22 protein-coding genes and 1 pseudogene are annotated in these 19,705 nt (G+C 61.3%); 19 read left to right on the top strand and 4 right to left on the bottom strand.

The genetic code is table 11. From position 1 onward, the window contains the following. The first annotated feature begins 31 nt into the window (after positions 1–31). Positions 32–607: a DUF1013 domain-containing protein gene (locus KEC16_RS07510; RefSeq protein ID WP_211547442.1), complete on the top strand. Its 576-nt coding sequence runs from the start codon at positions 32–34 to the stop codon at positions 605–607. 106 nt (positions 608–713) lie between these two features. Here the strand turns inward: KEC16_RS07510 and KEC16_RS07505 are convergent, their stop codons facing one another. Beyond that, positions 714–1,403, bottom strand: coding sequence for an alpha/beta hydrolase (locus KEC16_RS07505; protein WP_211547440.1), 690 nt, complete (start codon positions 1,401–1,403; stop codon positions 714–716). Between the two features lie 233 nt (positions 1,404–1,636). On the opposite strand from KEC16_RS07505, the gene cysE reads away from it, so the two are divergent. The 11 genes from cysE (at position 1,637) to KEC16_RS07450 (ending at position 10,152) form a co-directional block, all read left to right on the top strand. Then, entirely contained in the window at positions 1,637–2,374 is a 738-nt protein-coding gene (gene cysE, locus KEC16_RS07500) for a serine O-acetyltransferase (RefSeq protein WP_211547438.1), read from the top strand. An 88-nt stretch (positions 2,375–2,462) separates the two neighbouring features. Continuing rightward, entirely contained in the window at positions 2,463–2,927 is a 465-nt protein-coding gene (locus tag KEC16_RS07495) for an Rrf2 family transcriptional regulator (protein WP_211547436.1), read from the top strand. A gap of 32 nt (positions 2,928–2,959) precedes the next feature. Then, positions 2,960–4,090 carry a cysteine desulfurase family protein gene (locus KEC16_RS07490; protein ID WP_211547434.1) on the top strand — a complete coding sequence of 377 codons (1,131 nt, stop codon included), beginning with the start codon at positions 2,960–2,962 and terminating at the stop codon, positions 4,088–4,090. A 29-nt stretch (positions 4,091–4,119) separates the two neighbouring features. Further along, positions 4,120–5,358 (top strand): IscS subfamily cysteine desulfurase, encoded by a 1,239-nt coding sequence (locus KEC16_RS07485; protein WP_211547431.1) that lies wholly within the window; start codon positions 4,120–4,122, stop codon positions 5,356–5,358. 58 nt (positions 5,359–5,416) lie between these two features. Then, positions 5,417–5,830 (top strand): Fe-S cluster assembly scaffold IscU, encoded by a 414-nt coding sequence (gene iscU / locus KEC16_RS07480; protein WP_211547429.1) that lies wholly within the window; start codon positions 5,417–5,419, stop codon positions 5,828–5,830. A 30-nt stretch (positions 5,831–5,860) separates the two neighbouring features. Then, positions 5,861–6,199 (top strand): HesB/IscA family protein, encoded by a 339-nt coding sequence (locus tag KEC16_RS07475; protein ID WP_211547426.1) that lies wholly within the window; start codon positions 5,861–5,863, stop codon positions 6,197–6,199. Positions 6,200–6,229: 30 nt separating this feature from the next. Next, entirely contained in the window at positions 6,230–6,865 is a 636-nt protein-coding gene (gene hscB, locus KEC16_RS07470; protein WP_249208923.1) for a Fe-S protein assembly co-chaperone HscB, read from the top strand. 21 nt (positions 6,866–6,886) lie between these two features. Further along, positions 6,887–8,806, top strand: a complete 1,920-nt coding sequence (gene hscA / locus KEC16_RS07465) for a Fe-S protein assembly chaperone HscA (RefSeq protein WP_211547424.1) — start codon at positions 6,887–6,889, stop codon at positions 8,804–8,806. 54 nt (positions 8,807–8,860) lie between these two features. Then, entirely contained in the window at positions 8,861–9,199 is a 339-nt protein-coding gene (locus KEC16_RS07460) for a ferredoxin family 2Fe-2S iron-sulfur cluster binding protein (RefSeq protein ID WP_211547422.1), read from the top strand. A 12-nt stretch (positions 9,200–9,211) separates the two neighbouring features. Further along, complete coding sequence (gene iscX / locus KEC16_RS07455) at positions 9,212–9,406, top strand: Fe-S cluster assembly protein IscX (protein WP_211547420.1); 195 nt, start codon at positions 9,212–9,214, stop codon at positions 9,404–9,406. 44 nt (positions 9,407–9,450) lie between these two features. Further along, a complete protein-coding gene (locus KEC16_RS07450) occupies positions 9,451–10,152 on the top strand; it encodes a DUF599 domain-containing protein (RefSeq protein WP_211547418.1) in 702 nt (233 codons plus the stop codon). On the opposite strand, the gene KEC16_RS07445 is transcribed toward KEC16_RS07450, so the two are convergent. Further along, positions 10,153–11,763, bottom strand: a complete 1,611-nt coding sequence (locus KEC16_RS07445; RefSeq protein ID WP_211547416.1) for a GGDEF domain-containing protein — start codon at positions 11,761–11,763, stop codon at positions 10,153–10,155. A 128-nt stretch (positions 11,764–11,891) separates the two neighbouring features. Between KEC16_RS07445 and mnmA the strand changes: the two genes are divergently transcribed. The 3 genes from mnmA (at position 11,892) to KEC16_RS07430 (ending at position 16,690) form a co-directional block, all read left to right on the top strand. Continuing rightward, entirely contained in the window at positions 11,892–12,983 is a 1,092-nt protein-coding gene (gene mnmA / locus KEC16_RS07440) for a tRNA 2-thiouridine(34) synthase MnmA (RefSeq protein ID WP_211547414.1), read from the top strand. A gap of 72 nt (positions 12,984–13,055) precedes the next feature. Next, a complete protein-coding gene (locus tag KEC16_RS07435) occupies positions 13,056–13,511 on the top strand; it encodes a ferritin-like domain-containing protein (RefSeq protein ID WP_211547412.1) in 456 nt (151 codons plus the stop codon). Positions 13,512–13,756: 245 nt separating this feature from the next. After that, positions 13,757–16,690, top strand: coding sequence for a methyl-accepting chemotaxis protein (locus tag KEC16_RS07430; protein WP_211547410.1), 2,934 nt, complete (start codon positions 13,757–13,759; stop codon positions 16,688–16,690). Between the two features lie 229 nt (positions 16,691–16,919). On the opposite strand, the gene KEC16_RS07425 is transcribed toward KEC16_RS07430, so the two are convergent. Next, positions 16,920–17,174, bottom strand: a complete 255-nt coding sequence (locus tag KEC16_RS07425) for a hypothetical protein (protein WP_211547408.1) — start codon at positions 17,172–17,174, stop codon at positions 16,920–16,922. A gap of 308 nt (positions 17,175–17,482) precedes the next feature. Here KEC16_RS07425 and KEC16_RS07420 point away from each other — a divergent pair, with 308 nt between their 5' ends. From KEC16_RS07420 to KEC16_RS07405, 4 genes and pseudogenes are all read left to right on the top strand, one after another. Further along, a complete protein-coding gene (locus KEC16_RS07420; protein WP_211547406.1) occupies positions 17,483–17,665 on the top strand; it encodes a hypothetical protein in 183 nt (60 codons plus the stop codon). Continuing rightward, positions 17,665–18,039 carry a hypothetical protein gene (locus tag KEC16_RS07415; RefSeq protein WP_211547405.1) on the top strand — a complete coding sequence of 125 codons (375 nt, stop codon included), beginning with the start codon at positions 17,665–17,667 and terminating at the stop codon, positions 18,037–18,039. The genes KEC16_RS07420 and KEC16_RS07415 overlap by 1 nt, the downstream gene beginning before the upstream one ends. 320 nt (positions 18,040–18,359) lie before the next feature. Next, positions 18,360–18,836, top strand: coding sequence for a site-specific integrase (locus KEC16_RS07410; RefSeq protein WP_211547403.1), 477 nt, complete (start codon positions 18,360–18,362; stop codon positions 18,834–18,836). 27 nt (positions 18,837–18,863) lie between these two features. Continuing rightward, positions 18,864–19,040, top strand: a pseudogene (locus KEC16_RS07405) (transposase); the annotation flags it as partial. A 260-nt stretch (positions 19,041–19,300) separates the two neighbouring features. Here the strand turns inward: KEC16_RS07405 and KEC16_RS07400 are convergent. Beyond that, positions 19,301–19,600, bottom strand: coding sequence for a hypothetical protein (locus KEC16_RS07400; RefSeq protein ID WP_211547401.1), 300 nt, complete (start codon positions 19,598–19,600; stop codon positions 19,301–19,303). Between the last annotated feature and the right edge of the window lie 105 nt (positions 19,601–19,705).

Raw genomic sequence — 19,705 nt, 5'->3', positions numbered from 1 at the left:
CGGTTCCGATCGAGACCTTTAAGGAGGATTCATGGCTCTGCCGCTCATGCCCAAGGCAACTGCCGTCTGGCTGGTCGAAAATACCGCCCTCAGCTTTGAGCAGATCGCCGAGTTCTGCGGCCTGCACTCGCTGGAAGTGCAAGCCATCGCCGACGGCGAAGTGGCGACCGGCATCGTCGGTATGGACCCCGTCGCCAACGGCCAATTGGTCAAGGGCGAGGTGGAACGTTGTGAAGCCGATCCCGATGCCCATCTGAAGCTGAACATCACCGATTATCCGCAGCCGCGGGCCAAGCCCAAGGGGGCGCGCTACACCCCGGTGTCCAAGCGCCAGGATCGACCCGACGCCTTGGCTTGGCTGCTCAAGCATCACCCTGAATTGTCGGACAGCCAGTTGTGCAAGCTGATCGGCACCACCAAGCCGACCATCCAGTCGGTGCGGGAAAAAAGCCATTGGAACGCCGCCAACATCAAGCCGCGCAATCCGGTGACCCTGGGTCTGTGTTCCGAATCCGACCTGGAAAAGGCAGTGGCCATCGGCCGTGGCCGCGCCGGCGCCCCGGTGGCGCCGCAATATCATGACGACGAGGATCACCACGCCGAGTAATCGGATCGCGGTTCCGTCTGGAAAGCGCCCGCCTTTTGGCGGGCGTTTTTTTATGAAAAAAAGCCCCCGTCGGACCTGCCGGCGGGGGCTTTGACTCTATCGCCGGTCAGGGGGCGGCGGCGGCGGCCACGGCCACGCCCGGCTGGGCGCTGCCGGTGTCGCTCAGGCTTTCGCTCAGATACTGATCGACCATCTCGGCCAGCGTGTCCAAGTGATTGCCAAAGAAGTGGTTGGCGCCTTCCACCGTGCGGTAGCGCACCCGGATATTCTTCTGGCTGCCCAATTTGGTCGCCAGCTTGGCCACCGAAGCTTCCGGCACCGCTTCGTCGGCGGTGCCGTGAACGATCAGGCCGGAAGACGGGCAGGGGGCCAGGAAGGTGAAGTCATAGGCGTTGGCCGGCGGCGCCACCGAGACGAAGCCGTCGATTTCCGGCCGGCGCATCAGCAATTGCATGCCAATCCAGGCGCCGAAGGAAAAACCACCCACCCAGCAGGCCTGGGCATTGGGGTTATAATTTTGCATCCAATCCAGGGCCGAAGCGGCGTCGGACAATTCGCCCTGGCCTGCGTCGAATTTCCCCTGGCTGCGGCCGACGCCGCGGAAATTGAAGCGCAATGTGGAAAAGCCGCGCTTCACGAAGGCGTTGTAAAGCGCGTAAACCACCTTGTTGTTCATGGTGCCGCCGTGCTGCGGATGCGGATGCAGCAAAAGCGCGATGGGTGCGTTGGTCGTCTTGGAATGGTGATAACGGCCTTCCAGGCGTCCATCGGCTCCGTTGAAAATGACCTCAGGCATTATGCCCCCTACCTGTAATGGTTTTTTATCGCGGCGCAAACGGGGAATTCCCGAGTTTACGCGTCGGGGAATGGGTGACGGGTTTTGGGCTTATTTCCGGTCATACTTGACCGGCTTTGTCGGGCATCCTATATTCACCTTCAGTGAATGCAGCCCGGCCTTAAGGCCCCCCTTGGTCCTTGAGACATCAACGGGCTGCGTCCTCAAGCGGGAAGATTAGCATATTGCCGGCCATGGTTTTCAAGTCCCTTCGCGAAGATATCGCTTCGATTCGTAGCCGAGACCCGGCAGCGCATTCGTGGATCGAAGTGGTTTTGTGCTATCCGGGGCTGCACGCGCTGCTTATTTATCGCTTGTCGCATTGGTGCTGGGGCGTGGGTCTGAAGGTGCTGGGGCGCGTTCTTTCCCATGTCGGCAAGGTGTTCACCGGCATCGAAATTCATCCCGGCGCCACCATCGGCCGCCGTTTGTTCATTGATCACGGCACCGGCGTGGTGATTGGCGAAACCGCCATCATCGGCGATGACGTCACCTTGTATCACGGGGTGACCTTGGGCGGCACCTCGCTGCACAAGGGCAAGCGTCACCCGACCTTGGAAGACGACGTCATCGTCGGTTCCGGCGCTCAGGTTCTGGGGCCGATCGTCGTCGGCAAGGGGGCGCGCATCGGCGCCAATGCCGTGGTCCTGACCGAGGTGCCGCCCGGCGTCACCATGGTCGGCATTCCGGCCCGTGCCGTTTTGCGCAAACCCAAGGACGGCGAGCCGACATTTTGCGCCTATGGCTTGGATGACCAGAATTTGCCCGATCCGGTGGCCCGCGCCATCGACAATCTGCGCGCCCAGGTCAACACCTTGGTCGAGCGGGTGCATGAATTGGAAAGTGCGCGCGACATTGAACTTCACCCGCGTCACCCGGATAACGTGGTGGTGCTGGGCGAAGATGACCGTAATCAGGCCGCCGGCGGCTGAAACCGGTCACTGGCGGCTGGGGCCGCCTTAAGACCGGGGCAATGTTTTAACCTTCGGACTGGGGTCCGAACGTTCAGGAGAGACAGCAGTGAAACTCAGCACCAAAGGTCGTTACGCCGTCATGGCGATGGTCGATCTGTCCAGTCATTCGCAAGGAAGCCCGGTCGCTTTGGCTGATATCGCCGAACGTCAGGAAATCTCGCTTTCCTATCTCGAACAATTGTTCGGCAAGCTGCGGAAGGGCGGATTGGTGAAAAGCGTGCGCGGTCCCGGTGGCGGCTATCTGCTGTCGCGTCCGGCCCCGCAGATGCGCATTTCCGATATCATCTTGGCGGTGGATGAACCGATTCAGACCACCCGTTGCTCGCCCGGTTCGCCGGCTGGCTGCCACCACAACAAGGGCCGCTGCCTGACCCATGATCTGTGGGAAGAATTGGGCAACCAGATTTATCTGTACCTGTCGGCGGTGTCGCTGGCCGATGTGTGCGAACGCCGGATCTTGGGCAGTTCGGGCATGTTTCATGGCAATACCGGCACCGTTGCCGCTCAGTAACCCCCGTTGAACGCCAAGGAGGCGATTGTTCCGTGACCCTGTCGGCCTACCTCGATCATAACGCCGGCGCGCCGGCGCGACCCGAGGTCGTGGCGGCCATGGTTGACGTGCTGTCGGCCGCCGGCAATCCATCCTCGGTCCATGCCTTTGGTCGTCGCGCCCGTGCCGTGCTTGAACAGGCGCGGCGCGGCGTTGCCGCCGCAATCGGCGCCGATGCCGCGGGGGTGGTGTTTACCTCGGGCGGGACCGAGGCCAATGCCTTGGCCTTGCGCGGCAGTGGTCGTTCGCGGCTGCTGGTGTCGGCAATCGAACATCCGTCCGTGCGGGAATGCGCCGCGGCCGAGATCATTCCGGTCACCGGCGATGGCGTCGTCGATCGGGCGGCGCTGGAGCGGATGCTGGCCCAAGACGAGCGTCCGGCTTTGGTGTCGGTCATGCTGGCCAACAATGAGACCGGCATCATTCAGCCGGTGGCGGAGGTGGCGCGCATCGCCCATGGGCGGGGCGCCCTGGTTCATTGCGATGCGGCCCAGGGTTTGGGGCGGATGCCTGTTTTTTTGTCGGAACTTGGTGTCGACTTTCTGACATTGAGCGCACACAAAATGGGCGGTCCGGCCGGAACGGGTTGTTTAGTGTTGTCGAAACCCGACATTTCCTTGGCACCCATCTTGCTAGGAGGAGGTCAGGAGAAACGTCGTCGAGCGGGAACCGAGAATCTTGCCGGCATTGTTGGCTTCGCCGTCGCCGCCAGATTGGCCGCGGCGGAAGTCGATGGGGGCGATGGTCCGGCAAGGATGAGCAGGCTTCGGGATTGGCTGGAAGCCCAAGTGGCGGACCGGTTGCCCGAGGCGGTGGTGGTGGGCGGTGCGCTGCCCCGGTTGTGCAACACCTCATGCCTGATCTTGCCGCATATTCCGGCACAGCTTCAGGTGATGGCCTTGGATTTGGCCGGGGTGATGGTCAGCGCCGGGGCCGCTTGTTCATCGGGCAAGGTAGCGTCCAGCCCGGTGCTGGAAGCCATGGGCCTGGATCAGTCCTTTGCCGGCTGCGCCGTGCGCGTCAGCTTAGGGACCGACAGCCGGGCCGAAGAGATCGAAGCTTTCCTGGCCGCATGGTGCGATTTCGCCCGGCGGAAAGGAAAAACAGTCAAGGATGCGGCGTAATCGCCGCCTTAAAGAAAGGACCTGAAGCGATGACCAACTCCTCCATCGGCCGGCGCCCGGGACAGCCGATTTATCTCGACTATCAGGCCACCACGCCGTGCGATCCGCGCGTGGTCGATAAGATGCTGCCTTATTTCACCGAAAAATTCGGCAATCCCCATTCGCGCAATCATGCCTATGGCTGGGAAGCGGAAGAAGCGGTGGAGGTGGCGCGCGAACAGATCGCCGCCATCATCGGCGGCGATGCCAAGGAAATCATCTTCACCTCGGGCGCGACCGAATCCAACAATCTGGCGATCAAGGGCGTTGCCCAGTTCTACAAAGGCAAGCGGGATCACATCGTCACCGTGGTGACCGAGCATAAATGCGTGCTCGATACCTGCCGCCATCTGGAACAAGAAGGCTTTAAGGTCACCTATCTGCCGGTGCAGACCAATGGCCTGATCGATCTGGCCGAATTGGATGCGGCGATCACCGACAAGACCGCCATCGTTTCGGTGATGGGCGTCAATAACGAGATCGGGGTGATCCAGCCGCTGGCCGAGATTGGCGCGTTGTGTCGCAAGAAGGGCGCTTTCTTCCACACCGATTGCGCTCAGGCCGTGGGCAAGATTCCGCTGGACGTCAACGCCATGAACATCGATCTGATGTCCATTTCCGGCCATAAGATTTATGGCCCCAAGGGCGTCGGCGCCTTGTTCGTGCGTCGGCGGCCGCGCGTGCGGCTGGTGCCGATGATCAATGGCGGCGGCCAAGAGCGCGGCATGCGTTCAGGCACCCTGGCGACACCGCTATGTGTCGGCCTGGGCGAAGCCTGCGCCATTGCCCAAGCCGAAATGGGGGCGGAAACCGAACGTCTGCGCGGCCTGCGCGACCGCCTGCTCGGCGGCCTGCGTCAGCGCCTGCCGGAAATCTATGTCAATGGCGATTTGGATAACCGAGTGGCCGGCAACATCAACATTTCCTTCGCCTTCGTCGAGGGCGAGGGGCTGATGATGGGGGTGAAGGATCTGGCGGTGTCGTCGGGTTCGGCCTGCACCTCGGCCTCGTTGGAACCGTCCTATGTGCTGCGCGCCCTGGGCTTGGATGCCGAGATGGCCCATACCAGCCTGCGCTTCGGCCTGGGACGCTTCACCACCCAGGACGATATCGAATACGCCATCGATCACACGGTCAAGGCGGTCGAGCATCTACGCTCGCTGTCGCCTTTGTGGGACATGCACCTGGAAGGCGTCGATATCAAGTCGATCCAGTGGGCTGAACACTGAACCGTACCCATATATGATTGAGAGCCGGTATCGTCCGGTCGAGAGTTTGGAGGAACACATGGCTTACAGCGACAAGGTTGTCGACCATTACGAACACCCCCGCAATGTCGGCTCCATGGACAAGGATTCGACCGATGTCGGCACCGGTCTGGTGGGCGCCCCCGCTTGCGGCGACGTCATGAAGCTGCAAATCAAGGTCAGCGCCGAAGGCATCATCGAGGACGCCAAGTTCAAGACCTTTGGCTGTGGCTCGGCCATCGCCTCGTCTTCGCTGGTGACCGAATGGGTCAAGGGCAAGACCCTGGACGAGGCCGCCGCCATCAAAAACACCGACATCGCCAATGAATTGGCCTTGCCGCCGGTCAAGATCCATTGTTCGGTCCTGGCCGAGGATGCTATCAAGGCGGCCATCGCCGATTACAAGAAAAAGTCGGCTCCGGCCGGTGACGAAAGCGAAAAGGCCGCCGGTTAAGCCGGCGCCATAGCAAGAGAGGGACTGGTCATGGAACTGAAAGCCCCCATCACCATCACCGAAAGCGCCGCCTCGCGGGTGCGGACCATGCTGGACAAGCGCGGCAAGCCGTCGGCCGGCATCCGCATCGGCGTGCGGTCGAAGGGATGTTCCGGCATGCAATACACGCTGGAATATGCCGACGAAAAGTCGCCCTTTGACGAAGTGGTCGAACAAGACGGCATCACCGTGCTGATCGATCCCAAGGCGGCCATGTTCATCTTCGGCACCGAAATGGACTGGGTGGAAGAAAAGATGCAATCGGGCTTCGTCTTCCGCAATCCCAACGAAAAGGGCCGCTGTGGCTGCGGTGAATCGTTCCATGTCTAAGGAGACGTCCTGATCATGCCGGAAGGGGGAATGATGTCGGGAAGTGCCAGCGCCGTTGCCGCCGTGGTGCCCTGCTGGTCCTGCAAGGGACCGGTGGCCACCCGCGCCTTGTTCTGTTCGGTTTGCGGGGCGGTGCAAGGCCCCGGCACCATTGATCATTTTACCCGTCTGGGCATGCAGCCCACTTTCGACGTCGATCAGGATTTGCTGGAAAAGCAGTATTTCGGCTTTCAGCGTCGCCTGCATCCCGACCGCTTCGCCGCCAAATCGCCGAAGGAACGGGCGTTGTCGCAAAGTCAGGCGACCAGCCTGAACGAAGCCTATGAGACATTGAAGGACCCGTTGAAGCGGGCGGCCTATCTGATGGAGATGAAGGGGCGCAAGGTCGATCTGACCGCCTGCGGCACCATCAACGACCCCATGTTGTTGATGGAACAGATGGAAAAGCGCGAAGCCATCGCCGACGCCGATTCGGTCGCCACCATCACCAGGCTGTCCGCCGATGCCGATTCCGAAGTTATCGCCTGCCAGTGCCACATCTCGGCCGCTTTCAATGCCGACGATCTGGAACAGGCCGGTCATCTGACCATTCGGCTCAAATATCTCGCCAAGCTGGCCGAAGAGGCCCGCAGCAAAAAGACCCGCATGACGCGGGCCATGCGCTGATCTCACGAAAGGATTTCCCCCATGAGCGATGACGGGCTCGTCCTGCTGCAATTGCATGAGCCGGGGGAAACTCCGGTCCCCCATGAAGCCGAAAGCGGACTTGCCGTTGGCATTGATCTGGGAACCACCAATTCGGTGGTGGCTTTTTCTTTCGATTCCGAGGTCGAGGTGCTGAAGGACGAGAACGGCAAGGCGCTGATCCCGTCGGTGGTCCATTACAAGGATGACGGTTCGGTCGAAGTCGGGGCGGCGGCGCGTCGGGCCATTCTGGAAAGCCCCGATCAGGTGGTGTCGTCGATCAAGCGGTTGATGGGGCGCGGCATCGAGGATGTCAAATCGCTGGCCGGCACGCTGCCCTACGAAGTGGTGGTCCCGCCAGAGGGCAGCCCTGGGGGCGGCATGGTTCGCCTGCGCGTCGCCGGCCGCACCCTGACCCCGGTGGCCATTTCCGCCCATATCCTGATGGCCATCAAGGAGCGGGCCGAGCAGGCCATGCTGGGCAAAAGCGTTACCCGCGCCGTCATCACCGTGCCGGCTTATTTTGACGATGCCGCCCGCACCGCCACCAAGGACGCCGCCCGTCTGGCCGATATCGAGGTTCTGCGTCTGGTCAACGAACCCACCGCCGCCGCTTTGGCCTATGGCCTGGACAGTTCGGTGGAAGGGCTGTACGCCGTCTATGATTTGGGCGGCGGCACCTTTGATATTTCCATCCTGAAGATGGAAAAGGGCGTGTTCCAGGTCAAGGCCACCGGCGGCGATGCCGTGTTGGGGGGCGACGACATCGACCATGCGGTCGCCGAGCATTTCCTGTCGCAGCGCGCCGCCGGCGCCGCCATCACCGCGGGCGAGGTCAAGCAGGCGCTGATGACCGCCCGCGTGGCCAAGGAATGCCTGACCAGCCAACCCAATGGCGAATGGATGATCGAACTGAACGGCCTCACCAGCCGTCACAAGATGACCAAGGCCGAACTGGAAGCGTTGGCGGCTCCCTTCGTCGAACGCACCATCGAGATTTGCCGGGGCGTGGTTGAAGATGCCGGCATCGACGTTTCCGCTATTCACGGCGTGGTGCTGGTCGGCGGCTCCACCCGCATGCCGCTGGTGCGCCGTCGCGTCGCCGAATTCTTCGGCCGTCAGCCGTTGGCCGACATCAACCCCGATGAAGTGGTCGCCGTCGGCGCCGCGTTGCAGGCCGAGGCGCTGACGCGCGGTTCCGACACCTTGCTGCTTGACGTGACGCCGTTGTCCCTGGGCATCGAGACCATGGGCGGCATCGTCGAAAAGGTGATCCCGCGCAACACGCCGATTCCGGTGGCCATGGCCCAGGAATTCACCACCTATCAGGACGGCCAGTCGGCCATGTCCATTCACGTGGTCCAGGGCGAGCGCGAGATGGTCGACCAGTGTCGCTCGCTGGCCCGCTTCGTCTTGCGCGGGATTCCGCCCATGGCCGCCGGCGCCGCCCGCATTCGTGTCACCTTTCAGGTCGATGCCGACGGCCTGTTGACCGTCTCGGCCCAGGAAATGGCCACCGGGGTGGAACAGCACGTGGCGGTCAAGCCGTCCTATGGTCTGTCCGAGGACGAAATGGCCACCATGCTGCGCGATTCCCTGGTGCACGCCAAGGATGACATGGCGCAAAGATTGCTGACCGAAGCGGTGGTCGAGGCGCGCCGTTCCGTGCTGGCGGTAAAATCTGCACTGGGAGTCGATGCGGACCTCTTGTCTGATGACGAACGACAGGCTATCGATGCAGCTATCGAAGCTGTGGAGACGGCATGCGCGGGAATTGACCGCGATGCCGTGACCGCCGCCGTCGAGTCTCTGGAGGAAGCCACCAAGGCCTTCGCTGAAAAGCGCATGGACCGGGGTATCCGCCAGGCGCTGGCCGGCGTGTCGGTGGACCGCCTCGATGACGCCCTGGGGGGCGCCGAGTAGCCACTGCGTTCCGTCTGCGGCGGGACCCAAAAAGATGAGGAAGGCAGGAAGTATATGCCCAAGATGACGTTCATCACCGCCGATGGTTCGCGCAACGAGGTTGACGCCCCGGAAGGCCTGTCGGTTCTGGAAATCGCTCACCGCAACAAGATCGACCTGGAAGGCGCCTGCGAGGGCTCGCTGGCCTGTTCCACCTGTCATATCGTCGTTGATCCCGATTGGTACGAGCGTTTGGCCGCGGCCGAGGAAGACGAGGAAGACATGTTGGATCTGGCCTTTGGCCTGACCTCGACCTCGCGTCTGGGCTGCCAGATCATCATGAAGCAGGAACTGGACGGCCTGGTGGTTTCGGTGCCGGTCGCGACCCGCAACATGAGCGTCGACAAGAAGTAAAGGCCGCCGCGGATGAAGTGGACCGATATCACCGACATCGCCATCGCGTTGGAAGAAACCCATCCTGACGTCGATAACGTCAATTTGCGTTACACCGACCTGCACGCCTGGGTTTGCGCCTTGCCTGATTTCGCTGATGATCCGCAAAAATCCAACGAGAAGATCCTGGAAGCCATTCAAATGGCCTGGATCGACGAGCGGGATTAAAGTTGTAAGGGGCCGCAAGGCCCCTTCGGCTTTTCGAGGTGTTCATGATCAGTGTTCAAGGCATTCCCGTTATTGATATCGTCGCCCTGGCCGCGTTCGTGGTGCTGTGGGTCGGCTATACCGTGTTGGCCGAGCATCGCAAAGTGCGCAGCCGCACGTTGTCGGCGGTGATGGCCGCGCACCGGGAAATCTGGATGCGGTCGCTGTGCGACCGTGAAAACCGCATTTCCGATACTTCGCTGATGGGCAATCTGATGCGGGCGGTGTCGTTCTTCGCTTCGGCGTCGATCCTGATCCTGGGCGGTCTGGTGGCGCTGATGGGGGCGGGAGAACACGGCTATCAGGTCTATCGCGAAATGCCGTTCGCCGGTCAAACCAGTCTTGAATCCTTCGAGATGAAGATTTTGCTGTTGGCCGGGGTTTTCGTTTACACCTTTTTTCAGTTCACCTGGGCGCTGCGTCAGTTCAATTACTGTTGCATCCTGATGGGGGCGGCGCCGGCGATCGATGCCGACGCGGCGGCCAAGACCGGCTTTGCCGTTCATGCGGCGCGTTTACAAGATCTGGCCGCGAACACCTTTAATCGGGGCCTGCGCGCCTATTATTTCGCCTTGGCGATGATGATGTGGTTCGTCCATGCCGGGGCTTTTCTTGTTGCCGCCGCGTGTGTCGTCGCCATTTTGTACCGGCGTGAATTTCACTCGAAAAGTCTGCAAACCTTGCGCGCCGTCCTGCCGCCGGAATGATCACGCCACCGGTTCGGGGGTGCGGTCATAGGCGATGCGGTCGCGGCCTTCGCGCTTGGCCCGGTACAGGCATTCATCGGCGCGATGCAGCATGGAATCGAGATCGTCTCCGTCGCGCCATTGCGTCACCCCGGCGCTGAAGCTGAAGGCCAAGGGCCCCCGGTCCGTGGCGATGCATGCGCGCAGGCGTTCCAGCACCCGGCCGGCTTCGAGGACGGTGGCGGCGGGAAAGGCGATCAGGAATTCCTCGCCCCCCCAGCGGCCGCAGAGATCGCTGCTGCGCAGGACATGGCCAAGATGGCCGACCAGCCGCATGATCACTTCGTCGCCGGCGGCGTGGCCATGGCTGTCGTTGATGCGCTTGAAATGGTCGAGGTCGATAATCGCCAGACTGAGCGGGCGGTCCTCGCGCTGCCGCCGTGCCGTTTCCTCGCTCATCCGGCGGGAAAAGCTGCGGCGGTTGTACAGATCGGTCAAGGGGTCGCGTTCGGCTAATGCGGTGACCTTGCGCAGCAAGGCCTGCGATTCGGCGGTGGCTCCGGCGATTTCGCGTTCCAGCCGCCGGGTGGTCAGGTGGACGCCGGCGACCAGTACCGTTTCCACAACGATAAAGGCCAGCAAGGCCCCGGCCATGGTGGTGCGCAAATCGGCGTGCAATCCATCGATCAGATCGGTGGCGTCCTGCCAGACCGCCACCATGCCGATGGGTGGGCGGGCGGCGTCGGCCTGGGCCGGAAAGTCCAGCAACGGGAAGGTGGTCACCCCCAGCCAACGGCCCGCGGGGGAACGCAGCAAGCGGGTGTCCGACTGGCCGCGTGTCGGTTGGGGCAAGGCGTCGATGACCGCGCGGGTGATCGCCGGATTGGACGAAGCTTCCATCAGCCAGCCGCGTTCGCTGATGCGGTCGGGGGTAAACAGGGCGTCACGGCTGGCCGGGGCCATCGCCGCGGCGGCCAGGGGCGACAGCAGGACCGAGACGCCGCATTCGGCCGTTGGACAAATGGGCACCAGCATGGGGTCGAACGAGGTGCCGACTTCGACCACCCCCAGTAAGGCGGTGGCGCCATCGGCATCTTGCATGGTGATCGGCGCGGTGGCGCGCAGGCCGGTGGACCAGGCCCCGATCTCGAAGCCGCTGCGGATGCGCCGGCTGGCGATGCTGGCGTCGACCAGCCCGTGCTCGGGGGTGGTTCGCTCGCCATGCTGATAGGGGCGTTCGATCCGCAAAAAGGTGGTGCCGTCGGGAAGATGGAACGCCAGTTGCCGCAACAGGAAACGGAATTGCAGATTGGACCAGCGGGCGCCGATGATGTGCTCTAATTGCGAGCGGTAATCGTCCATGGCCGCGGGCGGAATGTCGCCGAGAACCTGGGCCAAGGCCATGAACCGGCGGACATCTTCGACATCGGCGATGAAATTGGCGATGGCTCCCAATTGCATCTCGGTGGTTGATTGGGCGATGGCGAAGCCTTCGCGCAGGGTGGCGCCGCGATCTTGGATGGTTTGTTCCATGACGCGGCGGGCCGATAGCCATGATGTCAGCACCAAGCCGGCCTCGGTGGTCAAAATGGCCAAAGTGATGATGGCGATGATCTTGGTGCTGCGCTTCATGGGGGCTCTCCGGCGGCGCAGACTAACGGCTGGAGCCATCGGCGAATGCCGAAGAATTGATGACATTTTCGTGGTGCTTTACCCTTAAGCCCCTGGACTTGGCGGCGGGCGGTCGCATATATGCCTGCATGAACCAGACAACATCCTTGGGCCGCATCGTCGTCGCCATGTCGGGCGGGGTGGATTCCTCCGCCACCGCCGCCTTGTTGAAACAGCAGGGCTGGGACGTCGTCGGCGTCACCCTGCAACTCTACGATCACGGTCAGGCGGTGTGCCGGCCCAACACCTGCTGCGCCGGCAAGGACATTCATGACGCCCGCGCCGTTGCTGACGTTTTGGCCATTCCCCATTACGTCATGGACATGGAATCCACCTTCCATGCCGACGTGGTCGATAAATTCGCCGAATCCTATGTGCGGGGCGAAACCCCGATCCCGTGCGTGTTATGCAATCAGACCGTCAAGTTCCGCGACCTGTTCGCCATCGCCCGCGACCTGGGGGCCGATGCTTTGGCCACCGGTCATTATGTTCAGCGGAGCGAGGGCGAGCACGGCTCGATCATGTTTAAAGGTGCCGATCCAGCCCGCGATCAAAGCTATTTCCTGTTCACCACGACGCGGGAGCAATTGGATTTCCTGCGCTTTCCCCTGGGCGGTTTCCTGTCCAAGGACGAAACCCGCGCCATCGCCGCCCGTTATAATCTGCCGGTGGCGACCAAGCGCGACAGCCAGGATATCTGTTTTGTTCCCGATGGCGATTACGCCGGTCTGGTCAACAAGCTCAAGCCCGGCGCCATTCGTCCGGGGCAGATTGTCCATGTCGAGGATGGTCGCGTGCTGGGGGCGCACCAAGGCATCATCCATTACACCATCGGTCAACGCAAAGGCCTTGGGGTAGGCGGCGGCGATCCGCTTTATGTGATCCGGCTGGATGCCGAGCAGGCGCAAGTGGTGGTCGGCCCGCGTGAGGCATTGGGGCGGACACGGATCAGCCTGCGGCAGGTCAATTGGCTGGGCGAGGGCGATGGCGCCGATTTCCGCTGTAGCGTCCGCGTACGCTCGACCCGTCCGCCCATGCCGGCTCGTGTCCAGTTGGATGGGACGGGCGGCGGCCAAGTCATGCTTGATCTGCCGGAACAGGGGGTTGCCCCCGGACAGGCCTGCGTGTTCTATGACGGCGAGCGCGTGCTGGGCGGCGGCTGGATTGCCTCCGCCCGTTAACGCGCCTTGGAATTGTTTGAAATAATCCCTTATTTTCTGTAGGCTTTTGTTGCCGCACAGAGGAGCTGAGCCATGAAATCGGTCGAAGAATTCCTGGTCTACGCCGCCCGCCTTGAACAAGAGGCGGCGTTGCGCTTCGATGAATTGGCCGATGCCGCCGGCAGTTTCGACAATACCGAGGTTTCGGGGTTCTTCCGCCAGATGGCCGAATATTCCCGCATGCACCTGGAAGAAGCCCGCAAGCGCGGCGGGTTCCGCGATCTGCCCGATATGGCGCCGGGCGATTACGACTGGCCGCAACTGGAAAGCCCGGAAGCCGCCGCCATTTGGGCCGCCGATCCGCAAATGGACGTGGCCATGGCCCTGAGTGTGGCTTTGGATGCCGAAACCAACGGTCTGGCCTTTTACCAAGGGGTGTTGGACCGGACCTCTGATCCCGAGATCAAGGCCATGGCCGCCGAATTCGTCGAGGAAGAAGCCGAGCACGTCGCCGCCATCCAACGGTGGATAGCCCGTAGCGCCGCCTAATTCGTGATGCCGTGAATGTGCAGCACGGTCACAGTTTTTGTTTGCCCCTTGTTCGCAGAGGCAAAGCCTACCGGGCCGGCAGCGTTAAAACGCGTTAAAACACTTTATAAATGGATAGTTAACGCCATGGACCATGCGCTTGTTTGGCGCTTGGCATGGCCTGTTTTGGCCCGATTTTGATTGACATTCCAGGTGTGCTGAGGTCCCCTTGTGCATTCTAAAGTAATATGCACCCTGGGGTAGATATGCGCGTCAACGAGCCGATCACCGATCACGAAGTGGAGATGGAGGACGGCCAGATACTGGTCTCCAAGACCGATTGTGGTGGCCGGATCACCTTCGTTAATCAGGATTTTGCCACCATGAGTGGCTTTTCGGCGGAAGAATTGATCGGCTCTGCGCACAATCTGGTGCGTCACCCGCACATGCCGGCGGCGGCTTTCGCCGATCTGTGGCAGACGGTGAAGAATGGGCTGCCGTGGGAAGGTCTGGTCAAGAACCGCTGTAAGAACGGCGATTACTACTGGGTGCACGCCAACGTCACCCCGGAAGTGGTTGATGGTCAGATTGTCGGCTTTATCTCGATCCGCGGCAAACCCAGTCGCGATGCTGTTGTTGAAGCCGAACGGCTTTATGCCGACATGCGCGGCGGTCGGCTTGTTGGCTCGGTCCTGAGCGAAGGGCTGCTTGTCCGCACCGGGGGGCTTCAACGGCTTTTCCGTTTCGGCCGTTCTTTGGCCGGTCGGGTTAGCGCCATTGTTGTCTCGTTGCTGCTGATGGTGGCGGTTGCCGCCGGAATCGGTCTGCTGGGCATTGCCGCTTCGAACGAAGCAATCCGCACGGTTTACGAGGATCGGGTGGTTCCGGCGGCGCAATTGGGGGAAATTCGCGATCTGTTGCGCGATTGCGTTCTCATCGCGGCCCGGATCTCGCAGAATCCGGATGCCGCCAACAAAATCACAGCCAACCTCTCGCGCTTGGACCAGGTATGGCAAGCCTATCTGGCCACATATCTGACCCCCGAGGAAAAGACGCTGGCGGATGGCTTTTCGCGCATGCGTGACCGTTTGGACAAGGCGGTGTTCACCCCCTTGAGAAGCGGTCCGCTCCCCGCCGATCCGGAAGCTTTCTTCGTTCAGGTGGTCCGTCCGCAGACTTTGGTTGCCGAGGCCCATCTCGGCCAGATGATCCATTTACAAGAGCAGGTGGCGCAACAGGTCTATCAAGAGGCCATGGCGGATTTCGCCAACCACTTGCTTTTTGGCATCGTGATCGTGGTGGTCAGCGCGGCTTTATCCTTGCTGTTGGCCCGCCGCCTGTTGCAGGGATCGACCAAGCCGTTGGCGCGGATGGAAAACAGCTTTGCCGCCATCGCTCGGGGGGAACTGGCCTATGTCATTCCGGCCGAACCTATTCCCGATTTTCATCGGGCCACCGCCATGTTGCGGGCCATGCGGGCCAAGTTGGCTTATGGCATCGTCGAAAATCAGGAAATTGCCCGCCGCGGCGAGGAAAAGCTGAAGCACGAGATGCTGAACCTGACCGAGACCTTGGAAGGCGAGGTTCAGGAAACCGTTGGCGATATTTCGGTCCAGGCCCGCCGCCTGTCGGAAGGGTCGGTGGAATTGTCGCGGGTGGCGGTGCAATTACGCCAGATGGCCGAACATGTAACCGAAGCGGTCCAGATCACCAGTGGCAATGTGCAAACGGTGGCCGGCGCCACCGAGGAACTGGAAGCGTCGAGCCGGGAAATCCTTTCCCAGGTCGGCAATTCGTCGCAACTGGCGGAAGTCGCCCGCATCAATGTCGATGAAGCCAGTCACCGCGTCGCCGGTTTGTCAGAGGCGACGGCGCGAATCGGCGACGTGGTCACCATGATCCAAAATATCGCCGGCCAGACCCGCATGCTGGCGCTTAACGCCACCATCGAGGCGGCACGGGCGGGGGAGGCCGGCAAGGGCTTCGCCGTGGTGGCGGAAGAGGTCAAGAGCCTGGCCAATCAGACCGAGCACGGCATTGCCACCGTCAATTCCCAAGCCGAGGAAATTGGCCGCACCACGCGTGAGGCGGTGGAAACGGTGGAATCGGTGGCCCAGGTCATCCGACAGATCGACGCCATCGCCTCGGAAGTGGCCCGCGCCACCGACGAACAGCGTGCGGCCACCGCCGAGATCATGGGAAGCGCCGCCCAGGCTGCGGATCACACCCGTTCCGTGGCTGAAAACGTTACCTTGATGATGGAAGGGGTCGAAGCCACCGGCACCACCGCCATGCGGGTCAATGAATTGTCCGCCATGGTCAGCCGCGACATCGCCGCCTTGCAACGCCGCCTGTATGTGATCATGCGCACCTCTTATGGCGGCGACCGCCGCCAATTCAAACGCATCACCGCCGCGCTTCCCTTCAGTTTTGAATATGGCGGGACCAGTGTGCGCGGCTATACCGGCGACATCGACCTCAAGGGCGCCTTTCTGGTGTTGGTTGGCGCCAAGACCCGGCCGCCCACCGGCACACAAGGGGTGTTGCGCATGGAAGGTATCGGCAGCCTTAAAGTGCGTATCGTCAACGATACCGGCATTGGCTTGAATGCCGAATTTCCCGCCGCCGACACACAGGCCAAGAATGCCTTGGCCACTCGTCTGGAACAGGCCGAACGCGACGACCAGCCCTATCTGGAGATGATTGAAAAGGTGGCGACGGCAGCATCGCGACGCCTGGAGCAGGCGGTGCGGGATCGCACTCTTTCCATGGCCGACCTGTTTGATGCCGAATATACCGCCATCCCTGGTACCGATCCGATTCAGGTGACGGTCAAGCATACGGAAGTGGCGGAAAAGCTGTTCCCGGAACTGATCGAAGCGCCGCTCAGTCGTGACCCGGCGGTGGTTTTTTGCTGCATTACTGATCGCAACGGCTATATCGCTGCCCATAACCGCAAATATTCGCAACCGCAGCGGCTTAATGATGCATTGTGGAACGCCGCCAACAGCCGCAATCGTCGAATTTTCGATGACCGCACCGGTATCTTGGCGGCGCGCACGACCAAGCCCTTGGCTCACACTTATGCCCGCGACATGGGCGGCGGCACCTTTATCGTGCTGAAGGAAATGGATATGCCGGTGACCGTTGACGGTCGCCATTGGGGCGCTGTGCGCATGGCCATGAAGCTGGGTGCCTAATCCCGGCACTCCTTTGGGCCGCCAGCCATGACGCCGCCCCCCTGGTGACCGGGGGGCGGCTTATACCAAATCCCGCTGAGTGGAACTCATCGGGATTTGGCTAAGCCCAAGGGGCTGCGCGGCTTATGCCGCGGGAGGCAAGGGTTTCGGAGAAACCCGCCCGCCGCTTGAGGGCACCGGGGATCGGTTGCGATCACCGGGATATAGGTATTAAGCGGTCGGCGGCCGTTCAGGCGGCGGCCAAGGCCTCTTCCACCGCCAGGATGGCGAAATTGTGGGAATCGCCGGCGAAGTGCAGGATGCGGCCGACCGGATCATTGGCGGGATCGGCGATCAGCGACAACGCTTCCTCGTGACTGATGCCACACCGGACCAGGGCACTGACGTAAATTTTCTGCAGATCGAAGGGCTGGCCGGAATTGGTGGCCGAGTGGCGGGCGCCATCGATCAGGGCTTGAATGCGTTCGGCGACGGAAGAAGACATGGTTACTCAAAACCTCCTGGGCCGGCACCGGGCCGGCATGGTGTGGCTGGAGGTTTCCTCTGTACCTGACGTTGCAGGAATGCGCTGATTTTCACCGCATGATAATGATAGCACAAAACGTCTTAACTATTCCTTTTTGATTTATTGCTGGGTTGAGGGGGGAAGTCAATAACGTCCTTTTTTCACCTATGGATATGTCTTTAATGTTTCAGTGTTCCCCCGTTTACCTGGCGTTTATGCGCAACCCAAAACCTTGACATAGTCATAGGGTATAAGATGGAGGTATGCCCACCCTGGGGTCAAAGACCATGCTGTTCGTGCTGATCGATCGATTCCTCGATCCCTTGTCGCCAGTGCCTTCGCCCCGTGGCGATGCGTGGGATGATGATGACGGGGGGATGCGCCCGATGGCTGATCGTCTGGTTTGCCAATATTACGATAACGCTTGGTCACGGAAGCAAAATCCTCGTGACGAGGAGGAACAATGTTGATGAAACGCCAGAGTGCCCAGAGGGGCCAGTCCCAATCCGAGATCGGCGATTTCGATCGCCGTCGCCATTCCCGCCATGACGGCGCCGGGTTGGTCATCGAGATTGGCGGTCAAAGTCTGCCGGTGGTCGATATTTCCACTGGCGGGTTGAGCTTGCGCGATTTCGACCGCCCCCTCGGGGCGCAATTCCGTCTGGTGCTCAGCCGCGCTGGCGCTGCCGCCGCCGGCATCGCTACCGAATGCGAAGTGGTGTCCAAGGATGGTCGCTTGACCCGATTGACCTTCACGCGCCCAACCCTGCCGTTGCTCCGCCTGGTCGTCACCCATGTCAGCACCATCACCGGCATCGTGCCGCATGTGCTGACATCAGGTTGATGATTTCCCCCTCCATCCGCATGGATGGAGGGATTTTTCATGAACGTCTAAAACCAAAAAACCCCTGATAAGTCATTGACCTATCAGGGGTTTTTGTTTCGCAAGGTTGGTAGCGGGAGAGGGGCTTGAACCCCCGACCCCAGGATTATGATTCCGGAGCCAACGTGAACATTTGTGAACATGGCGGAACGTCCGGACTCACGCTAACACTATAAAATCATTGATTTTTATCTCTGTCGGCGCAACATGGGCGAATCGGGCGCAATAGGGCAAAACGGAAACGTTTGTGCCCCCAAAACGACCATAGGATATGCCCGAAAATGCCCCGTCTGGCCGCCCGCAAAGTCATCACCGCCGCCATGGTCGACAGGCTCAAGCCTGCCCCCAAGGGATCGCGCACCGAGCATTGGGATGCGATGGTGCCGGGGTTCGGCCTTCGCGTCACCGATGCGGGCGGCAAGTGGACGGCCTGGGAAATCCCGAGCATGCGGACGAAGAATTCCCGCCCGCATGTCGTCCCCCTGTCGCCTCTTGCCGCCAAGATCATTGCGGGCCGTCCGGAGATCGGCGAAGCGGGTCTTTTGTTTTCGGCGACCGGCACCACTCCGGCCTCCGGATTCAGCCGGGCCAAGCGGCGCATCGACAAACACATCAATGAAGCCCGCAAGAAGGCCGAGCAAAAGCCCATGCCGGATTGGGATTTGCACGACCTGCGGCGCACCATGGTGACGATGATGAATGAAAAGCTGGGCATCGCCCCTGACCTGCCTTGGGAAATCTCCTCCAGTTTGAAGTAGAGTCCGGCCCATCAGAGGACGGACGACATGAAACGCAGCAGGTTCAGTGAAGAGCAGATCATCGGCATCCTGAAGGAACAGGAGGCCGGGGCGCCGACGGCGGATGTGTGTCGCCGCCATGGCATATCGAGTGCCACCTTCTACAAATGGAAGTCCAAGTACGGCGGCCTTGAGGTGTCGGAGGCCCGGCGGCTGAAGGCGCTTGGCCGCTCCCGAAGTCGTGGCGGAGCATGTCTTTCGTCGCCGCCCCTGGCGAGACAGTGGAAAGGCCTTTATCGCCTGCGCTTCCATGCTCTCAGCCAACCGCTTGGGTCTGCCCGAAGCCCGACAGTATTTCCGCCTACTCGTCTGTTACCAACTCGAACTTCTCAACCGTCCCTTCGGCGGGCTCGTCCGCCAGTTCGTCTGCGTCCCCGCCGAACGTCGGCGATTCGAGCAGACTAACGTCCGCCAACCGTCGGGTCTCAATGAGAAGGCGCCGCTTGTCGGAGATGCCGACATCCGCGTAGTACGTCTTTCCCAACGCGTGGCAGATAGTTGCCGATCTCGTCCGCTTCGTTCTCCCCGCTGAAGGTCACCTTCCGCACGGCTTCCGCCAGTTGGCGGGCCTTGACGCCCACCTCCGCCAGACGCAGGGGATGGAGGGGCGTGACGAGCATACCGTCCCTCTCCCCCTTGATTTCGGCCATGCCGATCCTCAGCAGCGGCGCCCACACCCAGGAGACGGCGATCTGTGGACGTGCCTCGGACATGACGACGCGCAAGGCGGCACCGTATAGTTGGACTTGCCCGGAAAGAGTGGAGAGCGTTTCTCTGTCTATGCAGCTTCGGCCTCGAAGCGGCACGGGCTTTTATATCCCAGGGCGGAA

Source organism: Magnetospirillum sulfuroxidans (assembly GCF_018224925.1).
Taxonomy (GTDB): Bacteria; Pseudomonadota; Alphaproteobacteria; order Rhodospirillales; family Magnetospirillaceae; genus Magnetospirillum; species Magnetospirillum sulfuroxidans.
This window is presented reverse-complemented; position numbering and strand designations above follow the sequence as displayed.